The organism is Glutamicibacter bergerei, assembly GCF_054495185.1.
The window spans coordinates 3,170,808-3,189,561 of record NZ_CM137131.1; the positions used below are offsets into that span (position 1 = coordinate 3,170,808).

Annotated in this window: 20 protein-coding genes and 1 riboswitch; of the genes, 9 read left to right on the top strand and 11 right to left on the bottom strand. The window is 55.5% G+C overall.

Features of this window, described 5'->3' with window-relative positions; translation table 11 throughout:
- The first annotated feature begins 135 nt into the window (after window positions 1-135).
- Window positions 136-801 carry an IclR family transcriptional regulator gene (locus ACX5K5_RS14710; RefSeq protein WP_096255484.1) on the top strand — a complete coding sequence of 222 codons (666 nt, stop codon included), beginning with the start codon at window positions 136-138 and terminating at the stop codon, window positions 799-801.
- A gap of 332 nt (window positions 802-1,133) precedes the next feature.
- Here ACX5K5_RS14710 and ACX5K5_RS14715 read toward each other — a convergent pair whose 3' ends face one another.
- From ACX5K5_RS14715 to ACX5K5_RS14730, 4 genes are all read right to left on the bottom strand, one after another.
- On the bottom strand, window positions 1,134-2,318 hold the full coding sequence (locus ACX5K5_RS14715; protein WP_459174627.1) for a sensor histidine kinase: 1,185 nt from the start codon (window positions 2,316-2,318) through the stop codon (window positions 1,134-1,136).
- Window positions 2,319-2,404: 86 nt separating this feature from the next.
- The gene (locus ACX5K5_RS14720) at window positions 2,405-3,649 is read right to left on the bottom strand and encodes a CynX/NimT family MFS transporter (protein WP_459174628.1); all 1,245 of its coding nucleotides are present in this window, start codon (window positions 3,647-3,649) and stop codon (window positions 2,405-2,407) included.
- Window positions 3,650-3,709: 60 nt separating this feature from the next.
- Complete coding sequence (locus ACX5K5_RS14725; RefSeq protein WP_188683395.1) at window positions 3,710-4,345, bottom strand: isochorismatase family protein; 636 nt, start codon at window positions 4,343-4,345, stop codon at window positions 3,710-3,712.
- A gap of 39 nt (window positions 4,346-4,384) precedes the next feature.
- Window positions 4,385-5,458 (bottom strand): LLM class flavin-dependent oxidoreductase, encoded by a 1,074-nt coding sequence (locus ACX5K5_RS14730; protein WP_459174629.1) that lies wholly within the window; start codon window positions 5,456-5,458, stop codon window positions 4,385-4,387.
- A 144-nt stretch (window positions 5,459-5,602) separates the two neighbouring features.
- Between ACX5K5_RS14730 and ACX5K5_RS14735 the strand changes: the two genes are divergently transcribed.
- Window positions 5,603-6,130 carry a CGNR zinc finger domain-containing protein gene (locus ACX5K5_RS14735; RefSeq protein WP_459174630.1) on the top strand — a complete coding sequence of 176 codons (528 nt, stop codon included), beginning with the start codon at window positions 5,603-5,605 and terminating at the stop codon, window positions 6,128-6,130.
- A 38-nt stretch (window positions 6,131-6,168) separates the two neighbouring features.
- Here the strand turns inward: ACX5K5_RS14735 and ACX5K5_RS14740 are convergent, their stop codons facing one another.
- Window positions 6,169-7,443 (bottom strand): carboxylate--amine ligase, encoded by a 1,275-nt coding sequence (locus ACX5K5_RS14740; protein ID WP_459174631.1) that lies wholly within the window; start codon window positions 7,441-7,443, stop codon window positions 6,169-6,171.
- Window positions 7,444-7,455: 12 nt separating this feature from the next.
- Window positions 7,456-8,598: a lipid II:glycine glycyltransferase FemX gene (locus ACX5K5_RS14745; protein ID WP_096255476.1), complete on the bottom strand. Its 1,143-nt coding sequence runs from the start codon at window positions 8,596-8,598 to the stop codon at window positions 7,456-7,458.
- Window positions 8,599-8,836: 238 nt separating this feature from the next.
- Here ACX5K5_RS14745 and ACX5K5_RS14750 point away from each other — a divergent pair, with 238 nt between their 5' ends.
- From ACX5K5_RS14750 to cycA, 5 genes are all read left to right on the top strand, one after another.
- Window positions 8,837-9,166, top strand: coding sequence for a metal-sensitive transcriptional regulator (locus tag ACX5K5_RS14750; RefSeq protein ID WP_105677528.1), 330 nt, complete (start codon window positions 8,837-8,839; stop codon window positions 9,164-9,166).
- 100 nt (window positions 9,167-9,266) lie between these two features.
- Window positions 9,267-9,527 (top strand): heavy-metal-associated domain-containing protein, encoded by a 261-nt coding sequence (locus ACX5K5_RS14755; protein WP_443459138.1) that lies wholly within the window; start codon window positions 9,267-9,269, stop codon window positions 9,525-9,527.
- Between the two features lie 144 nt (window positions 9,528-9,671).
- On the top strand, window positions 9,672-9,929 hold the full coding sequence (locus ACX5K5_RS14760; protein WP_105677524.1) for a hypothetical protein: 258 nt from the start codon (window positions 9,672-9,674) through the stop codon (window positions 9,927-9,929).
- Between the two features lie 608 nt (window positions 9,930-10,537).
- Window positions 10,538-10,635: riboswitch (glycine riboswitch) on the top strand.
- 160 nt (window positions 10,636-10,795) lie between these two features.
- On the top strand, window positions 10,796-10,993 hold the full coding sequence (locus tag ACX5K5_RS14765) for a hypothetical protein (RefSeq protein ID WP_443447316.1): 198 nt from the start codon (window positions 10,796-10,798) through the stop codon (window positions 10,991-10,993).
- Window positions 10,990-12,477 carry a D-serine/D-alanine/glycine transporter gene (gene cycA, locus ACX5K5_RS14770; protein ID WP_459174632.1) on the top strand — a complete coding sequence of 496 codons (1,488 nt, stop codon included), beginning with the start codon at window positions 10,990-10,992 and terminating at the stop codon, window positions 12,475-12,477. The genes ACX5K5_RS14765 and cycA overlap by 4 nt, the downstream gene beginning before the upstream one ends.
- Before the next feature lie 81 nt (window positions 12,478-12,558).
- On the opposite strand, the gene ACX5K5_RS14775 is transcribed toward cycA, so the two are convergent.
- The 3 genes from ACX5K5_RS14775 to ACX5K5_RS14785 all read right to left on the bottom strand — a co-directional run bounded on the left by ACX5K5_RS14775 (window position 12,559) and on the right by ACX5K5_RS14785 (window position 15,568).
- Window positions 12,559-13,593, bottom strand: coding sequence for an FUSC family protein (locus tag ACX5K5_RS14775; protein WP_459174633.1), 1,035 nt, complete (start codon window positions 13,591-13,593; stop codon window positions 12,559-12,561).
- Entirely contained in the window at window positions 13,590-14,042 is a 453-nt protein-coding gene (locus ACX5K5_RS14780) for a MarR family winged helix-turn-helix transcriptional regulator (protein ID WP_442347075.1), read from the bottom strand. Before ACX5K5_RS14780 ends, ACX5K5_RS14775 begins: the two co-directional genes overlap by 4 nt.
- A gap of 590 nt (window positions 14,043-14,632) precedes the next feature.
- On the bottom strand, window positions 14,633-15,568 hold the full coding sequence (locus ACX5K5_RS14785) for an EamA family transporter (protein WP_442347077.1): 936 nt from the start codon (window positions 15,566-15,568) through the stop codon (window positions 14,633-14,635).
- Window positions 15,569-15,757: 189 nt separating this feature from the next.
- On the opposite strand from ACX5K5_RS14785, the gene ACX5K5_RS14790 reads away from it, so the two are divergent.
- The gene (locus ACX5K5_RS14790; protein WP_459174634.1) at window positions 15,758-16,306 is read left to right on the top strand and encodes a CGNR zinc finger domain-containing protein; all 549 of its coding nucleotides are present in this window, start codon (window positions 15,758-15,760) and stop codon (window positions 16,304-16,306) included.
- Between the two features lie 56 nt (window positions 16,307-16,362).
- Window positions 16,363-16,716, top strand: coding sequence for a hypothetical protein (locus tag ACX5K5_RS14795; protein ID WP_105677501.1), 354 nt, complete (start codon window positions 16,363-16,365; stop codon window positions 16,714-16,716).
- Window positions 16,717-16,724: 8 nt separating this feature from the next.
- On the opposite strand, the gene rraA is transcribed toward ACX5K5_RS14795, so the two are convergent.
- Both rraA and ACX5K5_RS14805 read right to left on the bottom strand, forming a co-directional pair.
- Complete coding sequence (gene rraA / locus ACX5K5_RS14800) at window positions 16,725-17,201, bottom strand: ribonuclease E activity regulator RraA (RefSeq protein ID WP_459174635.1); 477 nt, start codon at window positions 17,199-17,201, stop codon at window positions 16,725-16,727.
- 62 nt (window positions 17,202-17,263) lie between these two features.
- A complete protein-coding gene (locus tag ACX5K5_RS14805; protein ID WP_459175446.1) occupies window positions 17,264-18,661 on the bottom strand; it encodes an amino acid permease in 1,398 nt (465 codons plus the stop codon).
- Window positions 18,662-18,754 lie beyond the last annotated feature (93 nt).

An 18,754-nucleotide genomic window follows, 5' to 3' on the forward strand; every position in this document is an offset into this window, starting at 1 on the left:
ACTTCATTGTCTCTATAGTTGCGACATTGATGTAACTATAGATACAATCGTAGCTATCCTTGACTGCAGGAGCAAGACGCAAGTCACATTATGGCGGCCACAACGAGTTTCCGTGCACGGCGAAAAGACTAAAAAATGACTAAGACTACCGAAGGCGGATCCCAGACTCTGGGCCGCGGACTCAAAGCGCTCACGCTTATTGGCGAATCCTCCAGCCCACTGACCGTGGCCGAATTGGCCGAAAAATTAGGCATTCACCGCTCCATGGCTTACCGGCTGGTGAAGACCTTTGAACAATATGGCTTTGTGGAGCGTACGCCCTCCGGAGATCTAGAATTAGGAGCACGGCTCGGTGCCTTGGCGCGCAATGCTTCCAAGTCTTTACAGGCAGCGGCCACCCCGCATCTGGCCACGCTCTCGGACGAACTGCAGATGACCGCGCTCTTAGTAGTCTTTGACGGAGAAGCTGCAGTCACGTTGAGCACCGCCGAACCACGTCATGCAGATGCCACCGTGGCACAACGCCCGGGAACAAGGCACCCCATCGATAATGGCGCCCCGGGACGCGTGATCCGTTCTCAGCTCAACCCGGATCAGTACCCAGCACAGGATTATGAGTTCAGTTATGACGAAGTCATCCCCGGGCTCACCTCAATCGCGGTGCCGGTCAAACTACCGCAAAACAAGCCGGGGGCAATTGCGGTAATCTACCTGTCCCAGGAGTTGGATCAGACTCAGGTGGCACTGAAACTTACCGCCGCTTCCGCGCGAATTTCCGCTAGCCTGGGCGTGCGAGCCTAAGGGCAACTGCCTACAACTAACTGCCTATGCGGTGCACGCTTCGTTTGAACATCCGGAGTCGCGGGGCAGGTATGTTTCGGTTCCATCTACTTTTTCCCACACCACGTGGCGGTGCTGACCGCAACGTGCACAAGACGGTGCCAAATATGTGGCCCGCTCTTCCATGGTGTATGCCCGAAAATCTCCCATTTCGACCTCCCAGTGTGTACGGGCCTCGACGTGCTCGCCGTGGCTCCGCCAAATCGTGCTTTCACTCTACGCCGGGATTGCCCACCGGGCTAGAGGTAGCCCGAATCAAGCCTCACTAGTGCGATTGAGCGTCCAGCGGGATACTAAGAATCTCGTCTCGGGTTTTCTTCAACGTCTTTTCGGACGGTCGCAGAAAGCAGGAAGTTTGTTGCCAGCCGTCCCCATTCCATGGTTCCGCCTTCGGCCTCGGTCATGGCGCGTAGGCGTGCCAGGCCCTGCCCATTGGGAGTCTGTGAATGCACCGGGCGGACACCGTTATTACGGACCGAAACTACCCAGTATGGCGGTTGGCTTTCGTCGGTTTCTTCCTTGATCCAGATCACCATTTGGGTGGGATCAGCATGCTTAACCGCGTTCGTGGCTGCTTCGCGAATTATTCGCATGGCCAACTGCGGGAAGCTCTCCGCCTGCCCCAAACCCGAGCTGTGGATGCTAACTTCAATGCCAGTATCCCGCAACGAAGTAGCAATCCGTTCAATGTCTTCGATGGTTGCAGTGAGTTCTTCGGGCGCTTCTAGCTGGCCCATCGTATCGAATGTTCTGCGTAATGCGGTCATTGCTCCGTTCACCGCCTGCCGAACGTGGATCAAGCTCAACGCCGTGCGGGTATCGGTGGACGAAGCATCCAACGCGGCGTTGGTATGCAGGGAAGCTACCGCTAGGTTGTGTGCCAACTCGTCATGCAGCTGATAGGACACCTTCGAACGGTGCAATATCCGTCCTTGTTCTTTTTCGGCCTCTGAGGTCCGCTCGGCAAACTCTCGAACACGTCGTTGATGTTCTAGTGTCACCTCTCGGGTGGTGCGCAACTGGGCATAAAGAATAACCAGCGCAGCCAACGAGGCGTAGGCCAACATTTCAAAGTCAAAGAGGTCTTGGAAGGATGCCCCCTGCACTAAGCGCACCGCGCTCATCACGATGAAAACCGCTAACGCTCCAAGATAAGAGCGCATGCGGTGTCCAGCCAAGGTGATCAGGGCGAGGAAGAACAGCAAAGGTGGAAGTATGGCAATACGGGGCATGGCCAACAGCAACCAAACGCAGATACCCAGTCCGGCTACCAGCCAGGTGGCGCGCGCAAATCGATGTCGCAAAACGCTGAGGACGCCGAAACCAACGGCGAATGCCCCAGCGGTCACCAGATACGCAGCGGTCATTTCTTGTTGACCGCTAGCTGGTTTACTCACCAGCGACAGGAGCATCACGGCCAGAAATATGGCCGCTGCCCAGAGAATGCTTTGAATGCGCAGGCTGCCTTTTTCTTCCACGCTTTCAGTCTATGTCTCCTCCGGCTTGTTCTTCGAGACGCTAGTAGTCCAAAGCGTTCAGCGCGACTTATTAGCCCTTAAAGAACTCACGCATCAACCCGAGTTGGTACCCCGTGGTCCTCCACAAAGCGTGGCCTGCCAGCCATAATCCCGGTAAAGGTTTGAAAGAGAATCAACCCTGCAATGAGTAGTATCGGCAGAGTCCAGGAATCGGTGGTCTCATGCAATGCACCGACAAGGAATGGTCCGGGGATGGCAATCAGGTATCCAATGGATTGTCCGAAGGTAGAAAGCTTACTCACTCCGGCGGCCGTGTGCGCTTTCAAACCGATCATCGTCAGGGCTAAGGGAAAGCTCGAACCGCAGATACCAAGAAGTACCGCCCAGATAAACGCACCTTGAACCGGAGCGATTAACAATCCGGCAATGGCTACTATCCCGGCAATTCCATTGACGATCACCAGCGGCCCCTGATGGGAAAACTTCGCCGCCAGGGCAGGCATGATGAAAGATAGTGGGACGCCCACCCCAAGAATCACGCCAAGCAGTGCTCCGGCATAGGCTGGGTCCACTCCGAAGTCGGTAAATATCTTCGGCGCCCAACCCATCAAAATGTAGGCGACGGTAGACTGCGCACCGAAGAACAGCGCAATCCACCAGGCCGTTGAGTTTCGGCTCATTGGCCCCATTACGGGGGCTATGAGCTGAGTCTTGGGCGCCGGCATTTGAAGCTGGGTGATCTGATTACGTAAACCGAAATACACCACTACCCAAATAAGCGTCGCAATCAATGCTGGAATGGCCCATAGCGCCAGGCCGCCTCGCCACGCGCCACCAAGGGCGTCATTAACCGGAACCGCAATCGCCGCAACGACGGAGGCGCCAAGTGCTACAGCGGTGGTATACGAGCCGGTGACCAATCCAATTTTTGTGGGGAACCACCGTTTGACGAGCACCGGCATCAGAATATTTCCCACGGCAATCCCGGCAAGTGCAAGTGCGGTGAAGATGAAAAATACCCACGTATTTGGGGCGAGCGAGCGCAGGACCAATCCGCAGAGGATTGCGAGCATTGCCCCCACCACCACTAGCTCGGGTCCACGTTTGCCGGCAAGGCGCGGGGCTAGTGGGCCAAGTATGGCAAAGCATAGTGGCGGTACGCCGGTGATGATCCCTGCGATAAACCCATTCATTGACAAGTCTTCAATGACCGGATCCAGCAATGCGCCCAGCGAGGTGACTGCTGGGCGCAAATTTACTGCCGCAAGAATCATGGCAATGAGCAGTAACGCGCTAAAGCCCCTAGGCAGTGCCGGGTGTTTGGGATCCATAAAGTCATCCTAGCCAGCAACCTGAGCGAAGCATCCTTTGATGACCACCACCCGCAAATGCTACTTCTGGTGCTGTTCGTGTCCCTGCGCTGCGGAAACGATGAGGTTGCTACCTTCAAGGGCAGCGCCGGAGTCTAGTGCGCTCATCCACTGGTCCGTGGTCGATACCGCGGCCCAGTTTGAATGCAACAGTGCCATCAGAGTTTCGTGGACCTGTTGCGCACTGGCGGAACCTGCTTCGTTGGCAATATCGATGGCGCCGGTGGCGTCGGAGAGTACCTCGACACTAAAACCTAGCGGTTCGGCAGCTGCTACCGAACCGATCACGCAGTTGTTGGTCATGAAGCCGGTGAGCGTGATCGTGTCGATATTGCTTTCACGCAACCACGCCTCCAAATTCGTTCCGGCGAAGACACTGGCGTATACCTTGGTGAAAACTTGCGTGGCCTGATCTGCGCGCTGCGCAATTTCGGGGTGCAGGTTGAAGGTGTCCGAACCATCGGCAAAGACCGGAGCTTGTGCAGGCATTTGGTGTTGCACGACGTACACCGGGATTCCGGCCTTCTGTGCCGCATCCATCGCTTCGGTGGTGCGTTCCAGCGATCGCGCACGTGGTGGGTACTGAATTTTCAGCAGGCCTTCAAAATATTCCTGCTGTACGTCGATGACGATGAGGGCGCGGCGTGGGTTGGTCATGGTGTTCTCCTGAGTTTTTTGTGGGGCTTAGTTGCTGTTTTACAGGTAGTGCTTGGCCAGAAGCTGCAATGTACGCACTTCTGCTTCGGGATCATGGGTGCCGATCACCAAGGTGATTTCATCTACCCCGGTCTGCTCCTGAAGTTGTTCCAGCTGCGCGGCCACGGTAGCGGCCGTGCCATTGAAGGCTCGGTTGGTGTACATCTCGATAATTGCCTGCTCATTGAGCGTGCCATCAAAAGCGGCAACCTCGGCTGGGGAAAATAGCGTGAAGGACTCGCGCTTGAACATGCGCAGCATTCCCATGGCCATGCTCATTGCCTGACGTTTGGCTTCGAGAGGATCCTCGTTAACAATCGTGGAAACGCTGACCATCGAGTAAGGGGCGTCCAGCACGGCCGAGGGCACAAAGTTTTCACGGTAGATGCGCATGGCGCTGTGGATGTCTGCATCACCGAATTGCAAGGCGAACGCGTAGGGTCGACCAAGTTGCGCTGCGAGTTGCGCCGAATAGGGCGAGGAACCAAGGATCCACAATTCGGGAGCCACGGTGGGTGCTTGCACTCGGTTTTCCTTGGCCTGCCATGGTCCGGGTACCGCATGGACGGTTTCGAAGTGGTGGCCAGTTGGGAAGTCGTCGTGCAGAAATCCCATAAGCTCGGTCACCAGTTGCGGAAAGTTTTCATTCGCACTGTCGCCACGTCGCAGTGCCGCGGCGGTGACGTGGTCGGTGCCTGGGGCACGTCCCAGTCCCAAATCGATACGTCCGGGAGCAAGCGCTTCAAGAGCGCCAAACTGTTCGGCAATCACTAGCGGGGCATGGTTTGGAAGCATTACCCCGCCGGCGCCCAAGCGGATCCGTTGGGTTTCTGCGGTCAGCCGGGCGAGCATCCGCGGAGGTGAGGATACCGCCAGCCCTGGCATCGCGTGGTGCTCTGACATCCAGAAACGGTGATAGCCCAGCTCATCTGCCTGGCGCGCGAGATTGATCAGCGAAGTCAGGCCTTGCTGGACCGTTCTGCCTACACCGACCGTACCGCCGGTATGGGCGTTGAGCGCGAAGGGAGCGGAGCCAAACTGTGGTGCGGGATGCAATGAAACCTCTTTTATCACGGATATTTCTTATTTATAGCGTGATATGAAGATAACACTTTCTCACGTCAAATATCTACTGCTAACATGAGAAGCATGAATCACGCACCACTTCCACCCGCGCCGGGGACTGAAGCCCACTTGAGTCTTGCGCTAGTAAACAGCATGATTCACCTGCCGGGCGGAAAAATTGTTGACCACCTGGATTCGCCTGAAGCAACCACCGCGTGGCTCATTGAACGAGACCTTGTTGATGGCAAGGAACAGCTCCTGTCCTACTGCCAAAGTAAACTCTGTGGTCTGCGTAGCGATCTGCAGAACATCTTCCTAATGCAGGCAACAAACCAAAATATTGACCAGCAGGTCGTGGATCGCATCAATAAGGCGCTGACCGTCGCGCCACATATTTCACTGCTGCATTACTCCGCGGACGCAGGGTTTTACCGGGCAGCCGAACACCCGGTCACTTTGCTCGTTGAACACGCGATGTCGGTCATTGCCGAAGATGCAGTGACGCTCCTAGCCTCCGAGGAAGCCGAGCTTTTGATCCAGTGTGAAGCAGAGCCCTGCCAAAGGTTCATGCTGAGAACCCACGGACGCCGCCAATGGTGTTCCACCCGTTGCGGAGATCGGGTGCGTGCGGCACGCGCTTACGCGCGCAAACGTGAGAACGCGTTAAACAGCTCAGCCTAGGCAGGAAACCTAGGCTGAGCGTTGAGTTCACGTAGTTGCTACAAACTACGCGGCGGGAACTTCTTGTACTTGCGATAATGATTCACTGCGTTGAGTATCAGATAGACCCGGCGACGTGGATGCTTCTCTTCCTTGAACTTCAGCGGGTTGGATACCTTACCGGCCTTGAGCAACGCGGCGGCTTTCCGCCCGGTGTCACTATCAAGGAAACGTCGCAACAGGTGGTGCGGCAGCACGGTGAATAGTCGCTCTTCACGCAACTGGAGAATTCCAATACCGGTATCGATCACCGCATCGGTCTGCGGGTTGGAAGAATCAAAGTCTTCGCCAAGGAATTCGGTGACGTAAAAACGTGCAGGATTAATCCCTGCAGCCGTCAGATAATAATGGTTTCGCCCGAGTCGCGGGTTGATTTCAAAGAACTTCACGACGCCATCACGATGATCATATTTTGCGTCGATCATGGCGATTCCCTGCCAACCCAATTCCTCGAGCATTCGGGCACCGTCTACGGCCATCTGGTCATTGCGTCCGGTGACAATAGCCGCGGAGTTGCCCAACACCAATGGTGCATGCTCCTCGATGACTACCTCACCATATCCGGCGAAGATCACCTTCTTTTCTTGCGTAGCAAAGTAGGTGCATAGACGCATCGCATCATCAGAACCTGGAATGTACTCCTGCAAGATGTAGCCGGAAGTGTAACCACTGGCATCGATGCGTCCCAGCAAGTCTTCTAACTGGGTCAAGTTTTCCAGCGTGTGGATCTTTTGCTTGCCGGCGAACTTTGCGGCGATCCAATCGCCGGAGCTCGACGGCTTACCAATCAGCGGGAAGGTCAGCGACTTAGCCATCGCGGACAGGTCATCGCCCGCGCGATAAACGGCGGTACGTGGGTGCGCGATCCCCATTCGTTCGGCGAGCGCGTAGAAGTTCTCCTTCAAGGCGGCAGCCTCAATGACTTCTAGTTCTGGATACGGGATCACGAAGTATTCGCTGAGCTGCGCACGATGCTTGGCTATCAGCATGATGTGGAAGTCTAAAGATCCGAAGAGCATGAGTGGGCGAACCGTTTCGCCGTTGAGTTGCTCGGCAAGGGCGATAAGTTTGGTCACTACCCGCGCTTCATCGGCCATGGAGCCAATGGGGTGCAACTCGATGGCTACCGAGTGTTCAATGACTCCGTTGCCGGCCGCCGGCACTACGACCGAACGCACCTGGTACGCCTCATAAAATTCGCGCGCCAGAGTGTAGGTGCCGATGTCGCCGCCAAGGATGACGGGGACAAAAGGCTGAGAGTTCTCAATAGCCATGGGGTTTAGTTCCTACTTCGCTCGCCAGTTCATGTACTTCTCAAAGGCCCAGGCAAGTGGCTTATTCAGTGCCAGATCCCATTCGCCGTTGGTCTGCACAATGTCGCAACCCGTATTGGTTTTGAACTTGGTCAGCCCCGACAGATGGTGGTCCCCGTCCAGGGTTGCGCTGACGCCACCCTGGTCCAGGTACTTGCAGCCGGCTTCGATGGAGTCGGAGATCATGTGATGCATGATGGCCTTGGGAGCGAAGAGTTTACGTTGCTCCGAGGACGAGGCACCGTAGAGGTACCAGGCAAGGTTGCTGGAGCGTAACACGATCGCCGAGGCTAGATCTACACCCTCATGACTTGCAACGTAGAGCGTGCAGGAGCCGGGTACCGCCGCGTTGAGTACCGTGTGCATTTTTTCAAAGTAGCTCAGCGGGCGTCCGGTGAATTCTTGACGTTCAGCGGTGTGGTTATACAGAGCATGGAAGCGTGCCATGTCCTTGGTTTCACCAATTTCAACCAACAGTTCGCTCTTGAGCGACTTCCGCGTTTCGTTGCGGGTGGTGGAGGAATAGGAAGCCATCACCTGATCAGTATCTAGCTGGTTTCCTGCCGGATCCTGCAATGCCACCCTTGCCACGTATTCTGGCTGGCCGGCGGCAAAGTCCATACCGACGTCTTGTTTGGTGAATCCTAGATCGCTCAGCGCTTCGTTGAGCTTGCGCGCGTTCTCGTTGACCGATGCGGTTTCCAGATCGGCGAGCGAGGCGAGCTCGTCTTTACCGAACGCCTTGCGCACGGCGGCCGCACCCCAGGTGCGCACCGACAGCCCTGGCCCAACACGTAGCTGGAAGGCGCCACGGTTTTTCAGGTAGCTGGCCAGCAGTGGAAGGACGGTTCGCGCGTCATAGCTGTCGAAGTCTATGACCGGACCGTCTGGAATGTAGGCGAGGGTCTTTTTAATTACCGGCGCTTGCCGGTGCAGGATCAAGGCGACACCAACGAGGGTTTCACCATCAAACCAACCGAGAGATTCTCCTCGCCAGCCTGCCTTGACCTGTGCCCATTCGGGACGCTGAAGGAAGCTGACACCTTGCGCGGTAGCAAGGAACGCGGAGTGCTCGGTGCTGGATATTGGACGCACGCGAAGTTCATTGTGGCTCACAGGTAAAAGCCTATCGCGGTTTGCTTGCCACCCCGGGGATGATGCATGGCAAGCAATGAGTCAAGACGTTGGGTCTTCGCGGGTTCTGTCGCGGTATCTGGTCGAACAAAGATCTCAGGCTGTGAGCAAATGGACATGCTCAGCCACATCAATGCCTACTAGCTCATGACCCAGGGACGGATTTGGTGTCATCGAGCTCACGCGTGCATTCTATACCCCAAGGGGGTATTATTGGTACATGGACTCTCAGACAAAGATTGCGGAACCAGTGGCGCCTCATGGCTACACTCCCCAAAAAGATGCCTTGCGCAAACGCCTCAACCGGATCGAGGGGCAGGTTCGCGGGGTTGCCCGCATGGTGGATGAAGACAAATACTGTATCGACATCCTCACCCAGATCTCGGCAATTAACGCTGCCCTACACAAGGTCAGCCTGCAACTGGTCGAAGACCATATCGGCCACTGCGTGGTGGGCGCTGCCGAAGAGTCGCTGAGCACCGGGGACCCAAGCATCGTTCAAGACAAAATCTCCGAAGCTACGGCTGCAATTTCCCGACTTCTGCGCTAGCCGACAGAACTTTCAATCCCCCGATAAGAATAGAGAGCAAAATATGAGCCACGCTTGTAATTGCGGTTGTTCCGATAATTCAAACTCTTCAAGCCAAGGCTTGCAGATTATTCCTCGCCCGGACAGCACCCCAGTCATTTCCCAAACTGAACTAAAAATCTCGGGAATGACCTGTGGGCACTGCGTCTCATCGGTATCCGAGGAACTGAAGGAAATCGCAAACGTGCAAGACGTTGAGATCATCCTCGACGCAAAGGGTATCTCTACTGCAATGCTGAGCACCTCGGGCACCATCGACGAAGAAGTGCTTCGAGCAGCAGTTGAAGAAGCCGGCTACACTCTCGAATCGGTCAGCAACTAGCCCTCTGCCCTAAGGACTAGCAGCCACCGCAATTCAAACTTGTCGCAGTCTGGTCCATGATGGAGTATTAAAAAGACCGCAAGTTGCGGATCAGCGACTTCTGCTGGCCTCGCGGTCGGTACTTCCACGAAAGTAGGACAACAGATGAACGAGCAACGCGTATTCAAGGCAGTCGTAGGTAAGCAGGCCGGATGGTGGAACATTTGGGTTCCCGAACTGGACCATGTCACTTCCACGCGCAAGTCCCGCAAGATTTCTGGGTACACCCGAAGCTTGATCGCAGCGGTTCTCGGAATCCCAGAATCGTCTTTCCGCGTGGAACGCGAATCAGTTTCCGCCGAAGAATTTGAACGCCGCTACACGGAGGCCGTACTAGCCACCGATAAGCAGGAAAAGAAGTAACTCACGCACTTGAACACCTGGCGGGCCCCCCTAGCCAATGAGCACCTGACGCACAGTCGCTAAACAGTCACGGTAATTAGAGTAGTAACTACCTTCCTCAAAGGTGCGAGTGATGTTCCAAGGCCCAGTTCATAATGAACTGGGCCTTGGGTTTTAATTACCAGATTTTTCGGATTTACCCGGATCTTCCATGAATCCGCTTCACACTTCGCAGTGAGGTTCTTATCCGGTTACTAGACTTAGAGACCGCCGCAACGCGCACGCTCCGCAGTGTTTTTGAAGGCCATAACTTGAATTCTAAATAATACGAAACGTTACGGGCCGCCGAAAAAATCAAGCCATCTCCCAGCTCAGGATTTTTAAACCCTGCTGTCAGCGCTACTTTCAAGCCCCAAAAGCGTTCTCCTTATCTTTAATTGTCCTGCCAACTAGTGCTTTATATAACAACAGCGAATCGTAGATCAGCTTTCTGCAAGATCCTTCGTTCCAGTGCGATGGCAAAATTGCCCGGCATATCAACCGCAAACCCACAGTAAAGAATCCCTTCGGTTTGCTTCATAAACTAAAACATGGGCATACTGTGACAGCTATCACAAGTTAATTGCCGTTGACGCGTGGCGGGAGAGATCCGCCCCAGCCAAGGGCGGACGCCGTAGGAGCAATTCCTCCCCAGGAAACTCTCAGGCCCCCGTACCGCCACGATGAGGCAAATCTGGAAAGTAGTATGGGTTTTGTCCATACTCACCGACGGAGCAAACCTTGCACCCAATGACGGGTCAAGGTGAAAACTCTCAGGTCTTCAAACAGATTGGGGAGGAACAAAGAACAGTGCCGCATTGTCTGCACCCGATTCGAAAGTTCCCCCAATGGTCAACCTTCTTCGCACTCAGCCCGAGTCACTGCTCATCGAGCTGCGCCCCGCGCATCATGGCGTGCAGAATCTTGTCCTGGAGAACGAGCATTCGGTTGCAAACGTAGATCTGCCGCAACGTGGGTTATCCCTCGGGACTAGCTCACGGCACCTCTTCGAAGCACCTCACCACTCCTGGAAGGCAGCAGAATGAGCACCACCAGCTCTTCGCCCAAGCTCGAACGCGGGCTCTCAAACCGTCACATTCAGCTCATTGCAATTGGCGGTGCCATTGGTACCGGTCTATTCATGGGCTCTGGCAAGACCATCTCGGTCGCTGGCCCATCGGTCATTTTTGTTTACATGATCATCGGCTTCATGCTGTTCTTTGTCATGCGTGCCATGGGAGAACTACTGCTGTCGAACCTGAACTACAAAACCTTCGCCGATTTCGCCGGTGATCTGCTGGGGCCATGGGCTGCGTTCTTCACCGGCTGGACCTACTGGTTCTGCTGGGTGGTCACAGGTATTGCCGACGTGGTGGCGATTGCTCACTACGTCGCCTACTGGTGGGGCAACCTTCCGCTATGGATTCCGGCGCTGGCTTGTATCGCACTGCTGCTGGTACTGAACCTGGCTACCGTGAAGGCCTTCGGTGAAACCGAGTTCTGGTTCTCCATGATCAAGATCGTCGCCATTGGTGCGCTGATTGTGGTGGGTCTGGTAATGATCATCACCAAGTTCCAGTCCAATGGCGCGACCGCTTCCTTTAGCAACCTCTGGGCCGACGGTGGCATGTTCCCCACCGGCTTCATGGGCTTCGTAGCTGGTTTCCAGATTGCAGTATTCGCATTTGTGGGAATTGAGCTCGTAGGTACTACCGCGGCAGAAACCAAGGATCCAGAAAAGACCCTTCCTAAAGCGATCAACTCGATTCCGATTCGAATCCTGTTCTTCTACGTAGGCGCTTTGATCATCCTCATGGCCGTTCAGCCATGGCGTCTGTTCTCAGCAGGGGAATCACCATTCGTTGGCATGTTCACGCTTGCCGGGCTGGCTGGTGCGGCAGGCATTATCAACTTTGTGGTGCTGACCTCGGCAACTTCCAGTGCTAACTCCGGGATCTACTCGACCTCCCGAATGCTCCGCGGCCTGTCCATGGAGGGTGACGCTCCGAAGGCCTTCGAAAAGCTTTCTGGTCGCAGCGTCCCACGCAATGCGCTGATGTTCTCCTGCATGTTCCTCCTCGCCGGAGTGGTGCTGCTCTACAGTGGCGATTCGGTGATTGCGGCCTTCACGCTGGTGACTACGGTCTCCGCACTATGCTTCATGTTCGTCTGGTCGATTATCTTGATCAGCTACCTGGTGTACCGCAAGCGTCGTCCACACCTGCACGCAGCGAGCAAGTTCAAGATGCCAGGCGGAGCGTTCATGCCATACGTGGTGCTCGCATTCTTTGGCTTCATCCTGTGGGCATTGACTACCCAGTTAGATACCCTGCAAGCGCTACTGATCACTCCACTGTGGTTTGTTGGCCTAGCGATTGGTTACAGCGTTATCCGCCGCAATCCACAGCATGCACAGCTTCGTGCACTGCACGTGAAAAAGGTCATTGCAGAGCGTGAAGATGCTGGAGCCTTCCGGATTCACGGTCCGCGCGCGGAAGACAGCATAGATTCCGAAACTCACTCGGTGTAAATAGCCGAGTTTGGCACCGCATCCCCTCGTGGGGTGCGGTGCTTTTCCATATCCACCCAGTTGCCGGGCATCAGGGAAGCGCTACTCATTGAGTGCTGCGCGGCGATTGGCCAACAGTCCGATAAGGATACTTTGCAAGGCGCCAAGCGCGGCGCCCAGAACTGTCATGGACAATCTGTCGACCAACAAACTGGACATCGGTTCGGCACTGCCCAGATGCACCATCAACAACGCGGTCACGGTCATGAAGATCATGCCCACCGCGTAGTGTCGCAAGATCACCATTTCTATGCAGAACTGGCTTGCGACGGCCACCAGTAATATCACCCAGATCGGAGGACCAAACATCACGATGACTGCGGTGAGCAGCACTCCCACGCAGGTACCCACACAGCGTTGAATAGCGCGGGAAACCCGAGCATAGGTGTTCATTCCGATCACCGCGGCGATGGCACCCAGGCTCGCCCAGTACCAGTGATTACCACCAAAGGTATAGGCCACGGCCCCGGCGATAAATACGGCGAGCGCCATCTGCGTAGATTCCGTATAGGCGCGAGGGTTTGGATTCCAGGAAAAGCCCTTGCCTAAGGTGTGTAGCAAATTGGAGCGACGCAGCGAAAGCCCGAGCATGAACAACACGCTGAAAATTACCGTGCCCACGCCAACCACCAGAACGCCAACAAAATTATCCGCGGTCGCAGGAACGCTAATGCAGGCGCCACCGGCAAAGACTGCAAAGACCGGTCCTGGTGGCAGCCAGCGGACGGCACAGGAAACAAAATTCGCGCCGAAGGCAATAGCCGCCAACACCAGTATGCGCACCACGAAGGGTGACTCGATCATGGAGAAGAAGGTACCCAGCGCCATAGCGGCAATTTGCACCAAGCCACTGCTCAGCTGCTGCCAAAAACGGACCGCATCGGTATCGTAGCGACCAAAGACCGAGCAAAACGCGCCAAATGCGGCGTACATGGCCCAGTCCACTCGGCCGGTAACGGCCAGCAGGGTCAGTGGAACTGCCACGCAGAAGGCAGCCTTTGTGGCTGGGATCAATGACGGCCTCGCCGGGCCCACGGTAATGCTGTGTTCCCACACTGCTTTCAGTTGTTGTTTCACTGAGCAGACTCGTCTTCTTGAGCTACGACTAGCTGTAAGAGTTCACGCAGTTGCTCGCGCTGTGCGACATTGAGGACCCCAAAGAGTTCCATTTCGCTGTCCCGCGCAGCATCCATGGCCTTGGCCGTGAAATTCTGACCGGCATCGGTCAAGGTGATGATGTTGCGTCGCCGGTCATCGGGATCGACGCTGCGTTCCACAATGCCATGCTGCGCTAGTTCATCGAGGTAGGCCACCAAGTGGCCACGGTTCAGGTCGGTGCGTAGCGAGAGATCGTTTTGAGACATGGGTGCGAACTCTTGCAAGGCGGACACGATCATGAAGTGATTGCGGGTCAACGCTTCTGATTCCATCATCGCGGTGAGTTTGAGTGTGCCCAAGCGTCCTACACGGGAGGCGAGGTAGCTCAGTGAGCCCCATTGAAATTTCGGAATCTGTTGCTCGTTCATCCCATCAAGATATCATTTCATAATGAAACGATTTCTTTAGGAGCGCATTTACTGTTCAAGATCACAAGTAAAAGCGGAAAATGTCGGTTTGCCGTCATCTTCTCTCGCCCATACGGCGCTCCAAACTATCAGCAGGAGCATTTACCCGAAACAAGCCCTTGCGACCCACTTATGGGCTCATGTCCTTGACGAACTGCGATAGTTGCCGATCGCGATCGCTAAGGAAGCGATAAGTAATACTCCGGCGAGTGCCCAACCGGCTACCGTAAATTCATTGATTTGAGGCACCCGCGGCAGATTGATCGCCGCTACCGCAAGAAAGAGGCACACCACAACTGCACTCTTCCTAGCGCTGGACACCCTGTTCTGCTCGACCATCAGTCCGCTCCTCTTGTCGAAAGCTAGCTCGTACCACTCAAGCATCCTCCACCGGAGGAACCAGCAACGTCGGTAAAGCCGGCGATACAGATGTTGCGCATTGGATCCCCACGGTAACAGCACCGAATGTCGCACAGCGAGACATAGTCATCATCGCGGCCACGTGCGCGCCAGCCTCGGAAGTCAATTCCAGGCGGTTTCGCCGAATGACCTTAGCGTCGGATTCGCGCCGAACGAAGCTCGTCGATACGCACCAGCACCACACCGAGCACAATCAATAGCCCACCAAATAATTGAACTGGTCCTGGCAGCTCGGAAAGCAGCAACCAAGCCCAAAGCACCGCAAAGAGCACCTCGGTCAGCGAAATAAATGAAGCCACTTTAGAGCCGAGAGCGCGTGCTGCCATCACGCCGGTGGTGTAGGAAAATACCGTAGCGATCAGGATGAGCCCTAGCAGCGCTACCCACCAGGGAACCTGCACCCCTGCGAAGGAACCACTGCCAAACTCGGCATGCATGGGAAGGATTCCAAACAGTCCAACAAGTCCCAAGGAGACCGCGCCAACCAGCATGCCTCCGGCCGAAAGAATAATTGGTGGCAACGCACCATCTACACGCGCGCTCACGAAGAAGTAGACGGTCAATCCCACCGCGGCGCCAAGTCCCCACAAGATGCCAATGGGATCTAATGACGAGGTTCCGCTCAGATCCAAGACGGCGACCAGCCCGGCCAGGGCCAGCAGCGTTCCACCGATAGTCGCCACCGAGGGGCGTTTTTTGTGGCGCATCCAAAGCACCACAACAATCAATACCGGTGCCAGATATTCCAGCAGTAACGCGACACCCACATCCAGGCGTTCAACCGCCAAAAAATAGCACAGCTGACAGGCGCCCACACCGAAGAACCCAAAGAGCAATATTGACGCCCAGTTGGTGCGTAGCAGTACCCAGCGGCCACGCATGGCAAGCAGTGCAGGGATTGCGAGGATGAGCGCGGCTCCGGCCATCCGTACAGCAACAGCTGCTGCCGGGGTCCATCCGGCTTCGAACAGCCCTTTAGCGAAGGAACCCGAGAGGCCAAAAGCTGCCGAAGATGCCAGGGCAATCCAGACGCCGGCCAGCTGCCCGTGGGGCACCGACGCACTCATGCGTTCGGCTACGTGCGACACTGACTCTGGGTAATTGGACATGGGTGGTTAAACCTTCGCTACGAATACTCCCTACGCGACATGCAGCAACGAAATATGCAGGTGGTTCAGGAGCAAAGAATTGTATGATCATGACAATACGGATACGTTTGAACTCGCGTCAATCCACGACCTTCACGGGAACTATTTATGACTTTTGCGCCAGATATTGAAGCCTCACTGCGCACTATTGTGAACTTGCTAAACACCGAAGTTTCGTTTGCTGACATGCTCTCGACGGTGCCTGATTTAGATCATTTTCTGCAGACCGAAAAATTCAACGGTCCGCACGCACAAGACCAGTCTGAGTTGCGCTCCATCCGCCAGCTGCGCTCGCAGCTCAAGGGTATTTGGACCACGGATGAAGATGACGCCGTTTATAAGGTCAATCAGATTCTGCGCAACGTTAACGCGCAACCGCAATTGATCAAAAACGAAAAATGGGGATACCACCTACACGCCACCACAAACCGCGCCCCACTCTATGACCGTATGGCAGTGGACGCGGCAATGGCGTTAGCGGAAGTCATTCGTTCCGGAGGACGAGAACGGTTGCGGATCTGTGCGTCCACCGATTGTGGAGCGGCCCTGCTTGACCTGTCACGAAACCGTTCAAAGCTCTACTGCGATACCGGAAACTGCGCTAACCGGGAACACGTACGTGCATACCGTGCACGAAAAGCTACTCCGAGATACTAACTAGTCGCATTTTGGCTCTTTTCGCCCCTATGATGAGGTGACAACAGCAGTTCTAAATGTTGAAGTCGAAAGGCCAGATCATGCCCGGTGAAGCACACGCATCCGAAGAATATGAAGCACGCCTTGAAGCCAGCGAGGATTCACCGCTAAAGGCCGCCGGCCGGTGGACCGCAGCAATCTTCTCCGCCGCTCTGGGAGACGCCGAATTTGAGGCTCGCGGCGCCGAAGTTGTGGTGCATTCACGCACCGACGATACGGTGTTGCTCCGTATGGAGACCTCAAATCTTGAAGAAGCCGAAAGGCTCATCGTGCAGATCCGCAAGGATCTGGACGAGTTGAGCACCGTCGACTTCGTCGATGAATGGGGCCAGGGAAACACCCAGAGCGGGCGTCACGCTAAAGAAAGCTAATCTAGCTTCTAACGCGCTACCAGCACACCATCCGCGTCGGCGTACACCATGACTCCGGGGCGGATGGTCACGGCATCAATTTCGATGTCAAGATCACTGAAGCCACCACCGCGCTTCACGGTTTTACGCGGGTTGCTACCCAAGGCTTTGACGCCTAAATCCATGGTGGCCATTTCAACGCGGTCGCGTACCGCGCCATTGATGATGACTCCGGCCCAGCCGTTATCCACTGCAGCTTGGGCAATCATGTCCCCCATCAGTGCAAAACGCAGTGACCCTCCACCATCAACCACTAAGACCTGTCCCTCGCCGGGGGTGTTCAACGTGGATTTGATCAACACGTTATCTTCAAAGCATTTGATGGTCTTGGCCGGGCCAAAGAAGCTTTCCCGCGCACCAAAGTTCTGAAACTGCAGGGAAATTGACTGCAGTTTGTCCTCGAATTCATCGTATAAATCCGCGGTGCTGATCGCTTCTTGCTGCATGGTTGCTCCTAGACGGTGAGGGGTCAAAACTTGTTCAACTCACAGCCTAACTTGCAGCCGAATTATTTGGTCTTTAGTGTCTCGCGGTATGTTTCTTTGGCCAGTGCGCCGAGCCGTGAATGTTTGCGTCCGTAGCCCAAATACACGATGAACCCAACAACCATCCAGATGCCGAAAACCATCCAGGTATTTGAGCCGAGGTTGAACATTAAGAATAAGCAGGCGGCGATACCAAGCAGTGGGGTGAGCGGGTAGAACGGTACCTTGAAGGTACGTGGCGCATCAGGCTGGGTACGGCGCAAGAAGATCACGGCGGCTCCAACTAGTGCGAAGGCAAACAAGGTACCGATGCTCGTTGCTTCAGCCAGTTCGCCCAACGGAATCAGCGAGGCGGTAATTGCTACCGCAGTACCGACGATGAGGGTGCCGACTACCGGGGTGTGAGTTTTCGGGGAAACCTTAGCGAACGCTTTGGGCACCAACCCGTCGCGGCCCATGGTCATCAGGATCCTCGTCTGGCCGTACAAAGTGGTCAGTACTACCGAGACAATGGCAATCACCGAGGCTAGGGCAAAGATCAGCACCAGCCACGGCTGACCGGTCACCTCGGAAACGATCATCACCAGAGCCGCTTGTGCACTTTCAAACCACTGCCAGTTACGTGCGCCTATGGCTGCTACCGCTACCAGTACATACACGGTGGTCACCAAAACCATGGAGATGATGATGGAGCGAGGCATATCGCGTTGGGGATTCTTCGCTTCTTCACCGGCAGTGGAGGCTGCGTCAAAGCCGATGAAGGAGAAGAACACCATCGAGGCTGCCGCACTCACACCGGCTGCACCCATGGGTAGCAATGGTGCGAAGTTACCGGCATCAAAGGCGGTGAAGGCAACGATGGAGAAGAACACGAGAATCGCGATTTTCACCATGACCATCACGGTGTTAGCTATTGCCGATTCGCGCGCGCCACGGGCCAATAGCAAGGTAGCTGCGACGACTGTTAGAAGCGCCGGTAAGTTGATCACGCCACCATCTACCGGGCCACTGGCCAATGATGCGGGCAGATCCAATCCAAAGATTTCTAAGGTCTGATTCACATATTGGCCAGCACCTACGGCCACCGCGGCGGCGGAGACCGCGTATTCAAGGATGAGACACCAACCGCAGATCCATGCCACGCCTTCACCCATGGTGGCGTAGGAATAAGAGTAACTAGACCCGGATACCGGGACCATGCCAGCCATCTCCGCGTAGGAAACCGCGGAGAGCAAAGCGGTGACACCTGCTAGTACGAAGGCAATCCAGATGGCTGGTCCGGCCACCGGAACGGCGTCTCCTAAGATCACCAGGATACCGGTGCCAAGGGTGGCACCAACAGAGATCATGGTCAGCTGGAGTACACCAAAACTGCGTTTGAGCTGACCGAAACCAGCATTATTTGCCGATTCAGCGGTCATCGACTGGATTGACTTGCGTCGAATCAATTGCTCACCCAATGAGGTGCGGGTGCTATTGGGCGTTCGGTGCGCGTTGTTCACGTGTCAATCCTT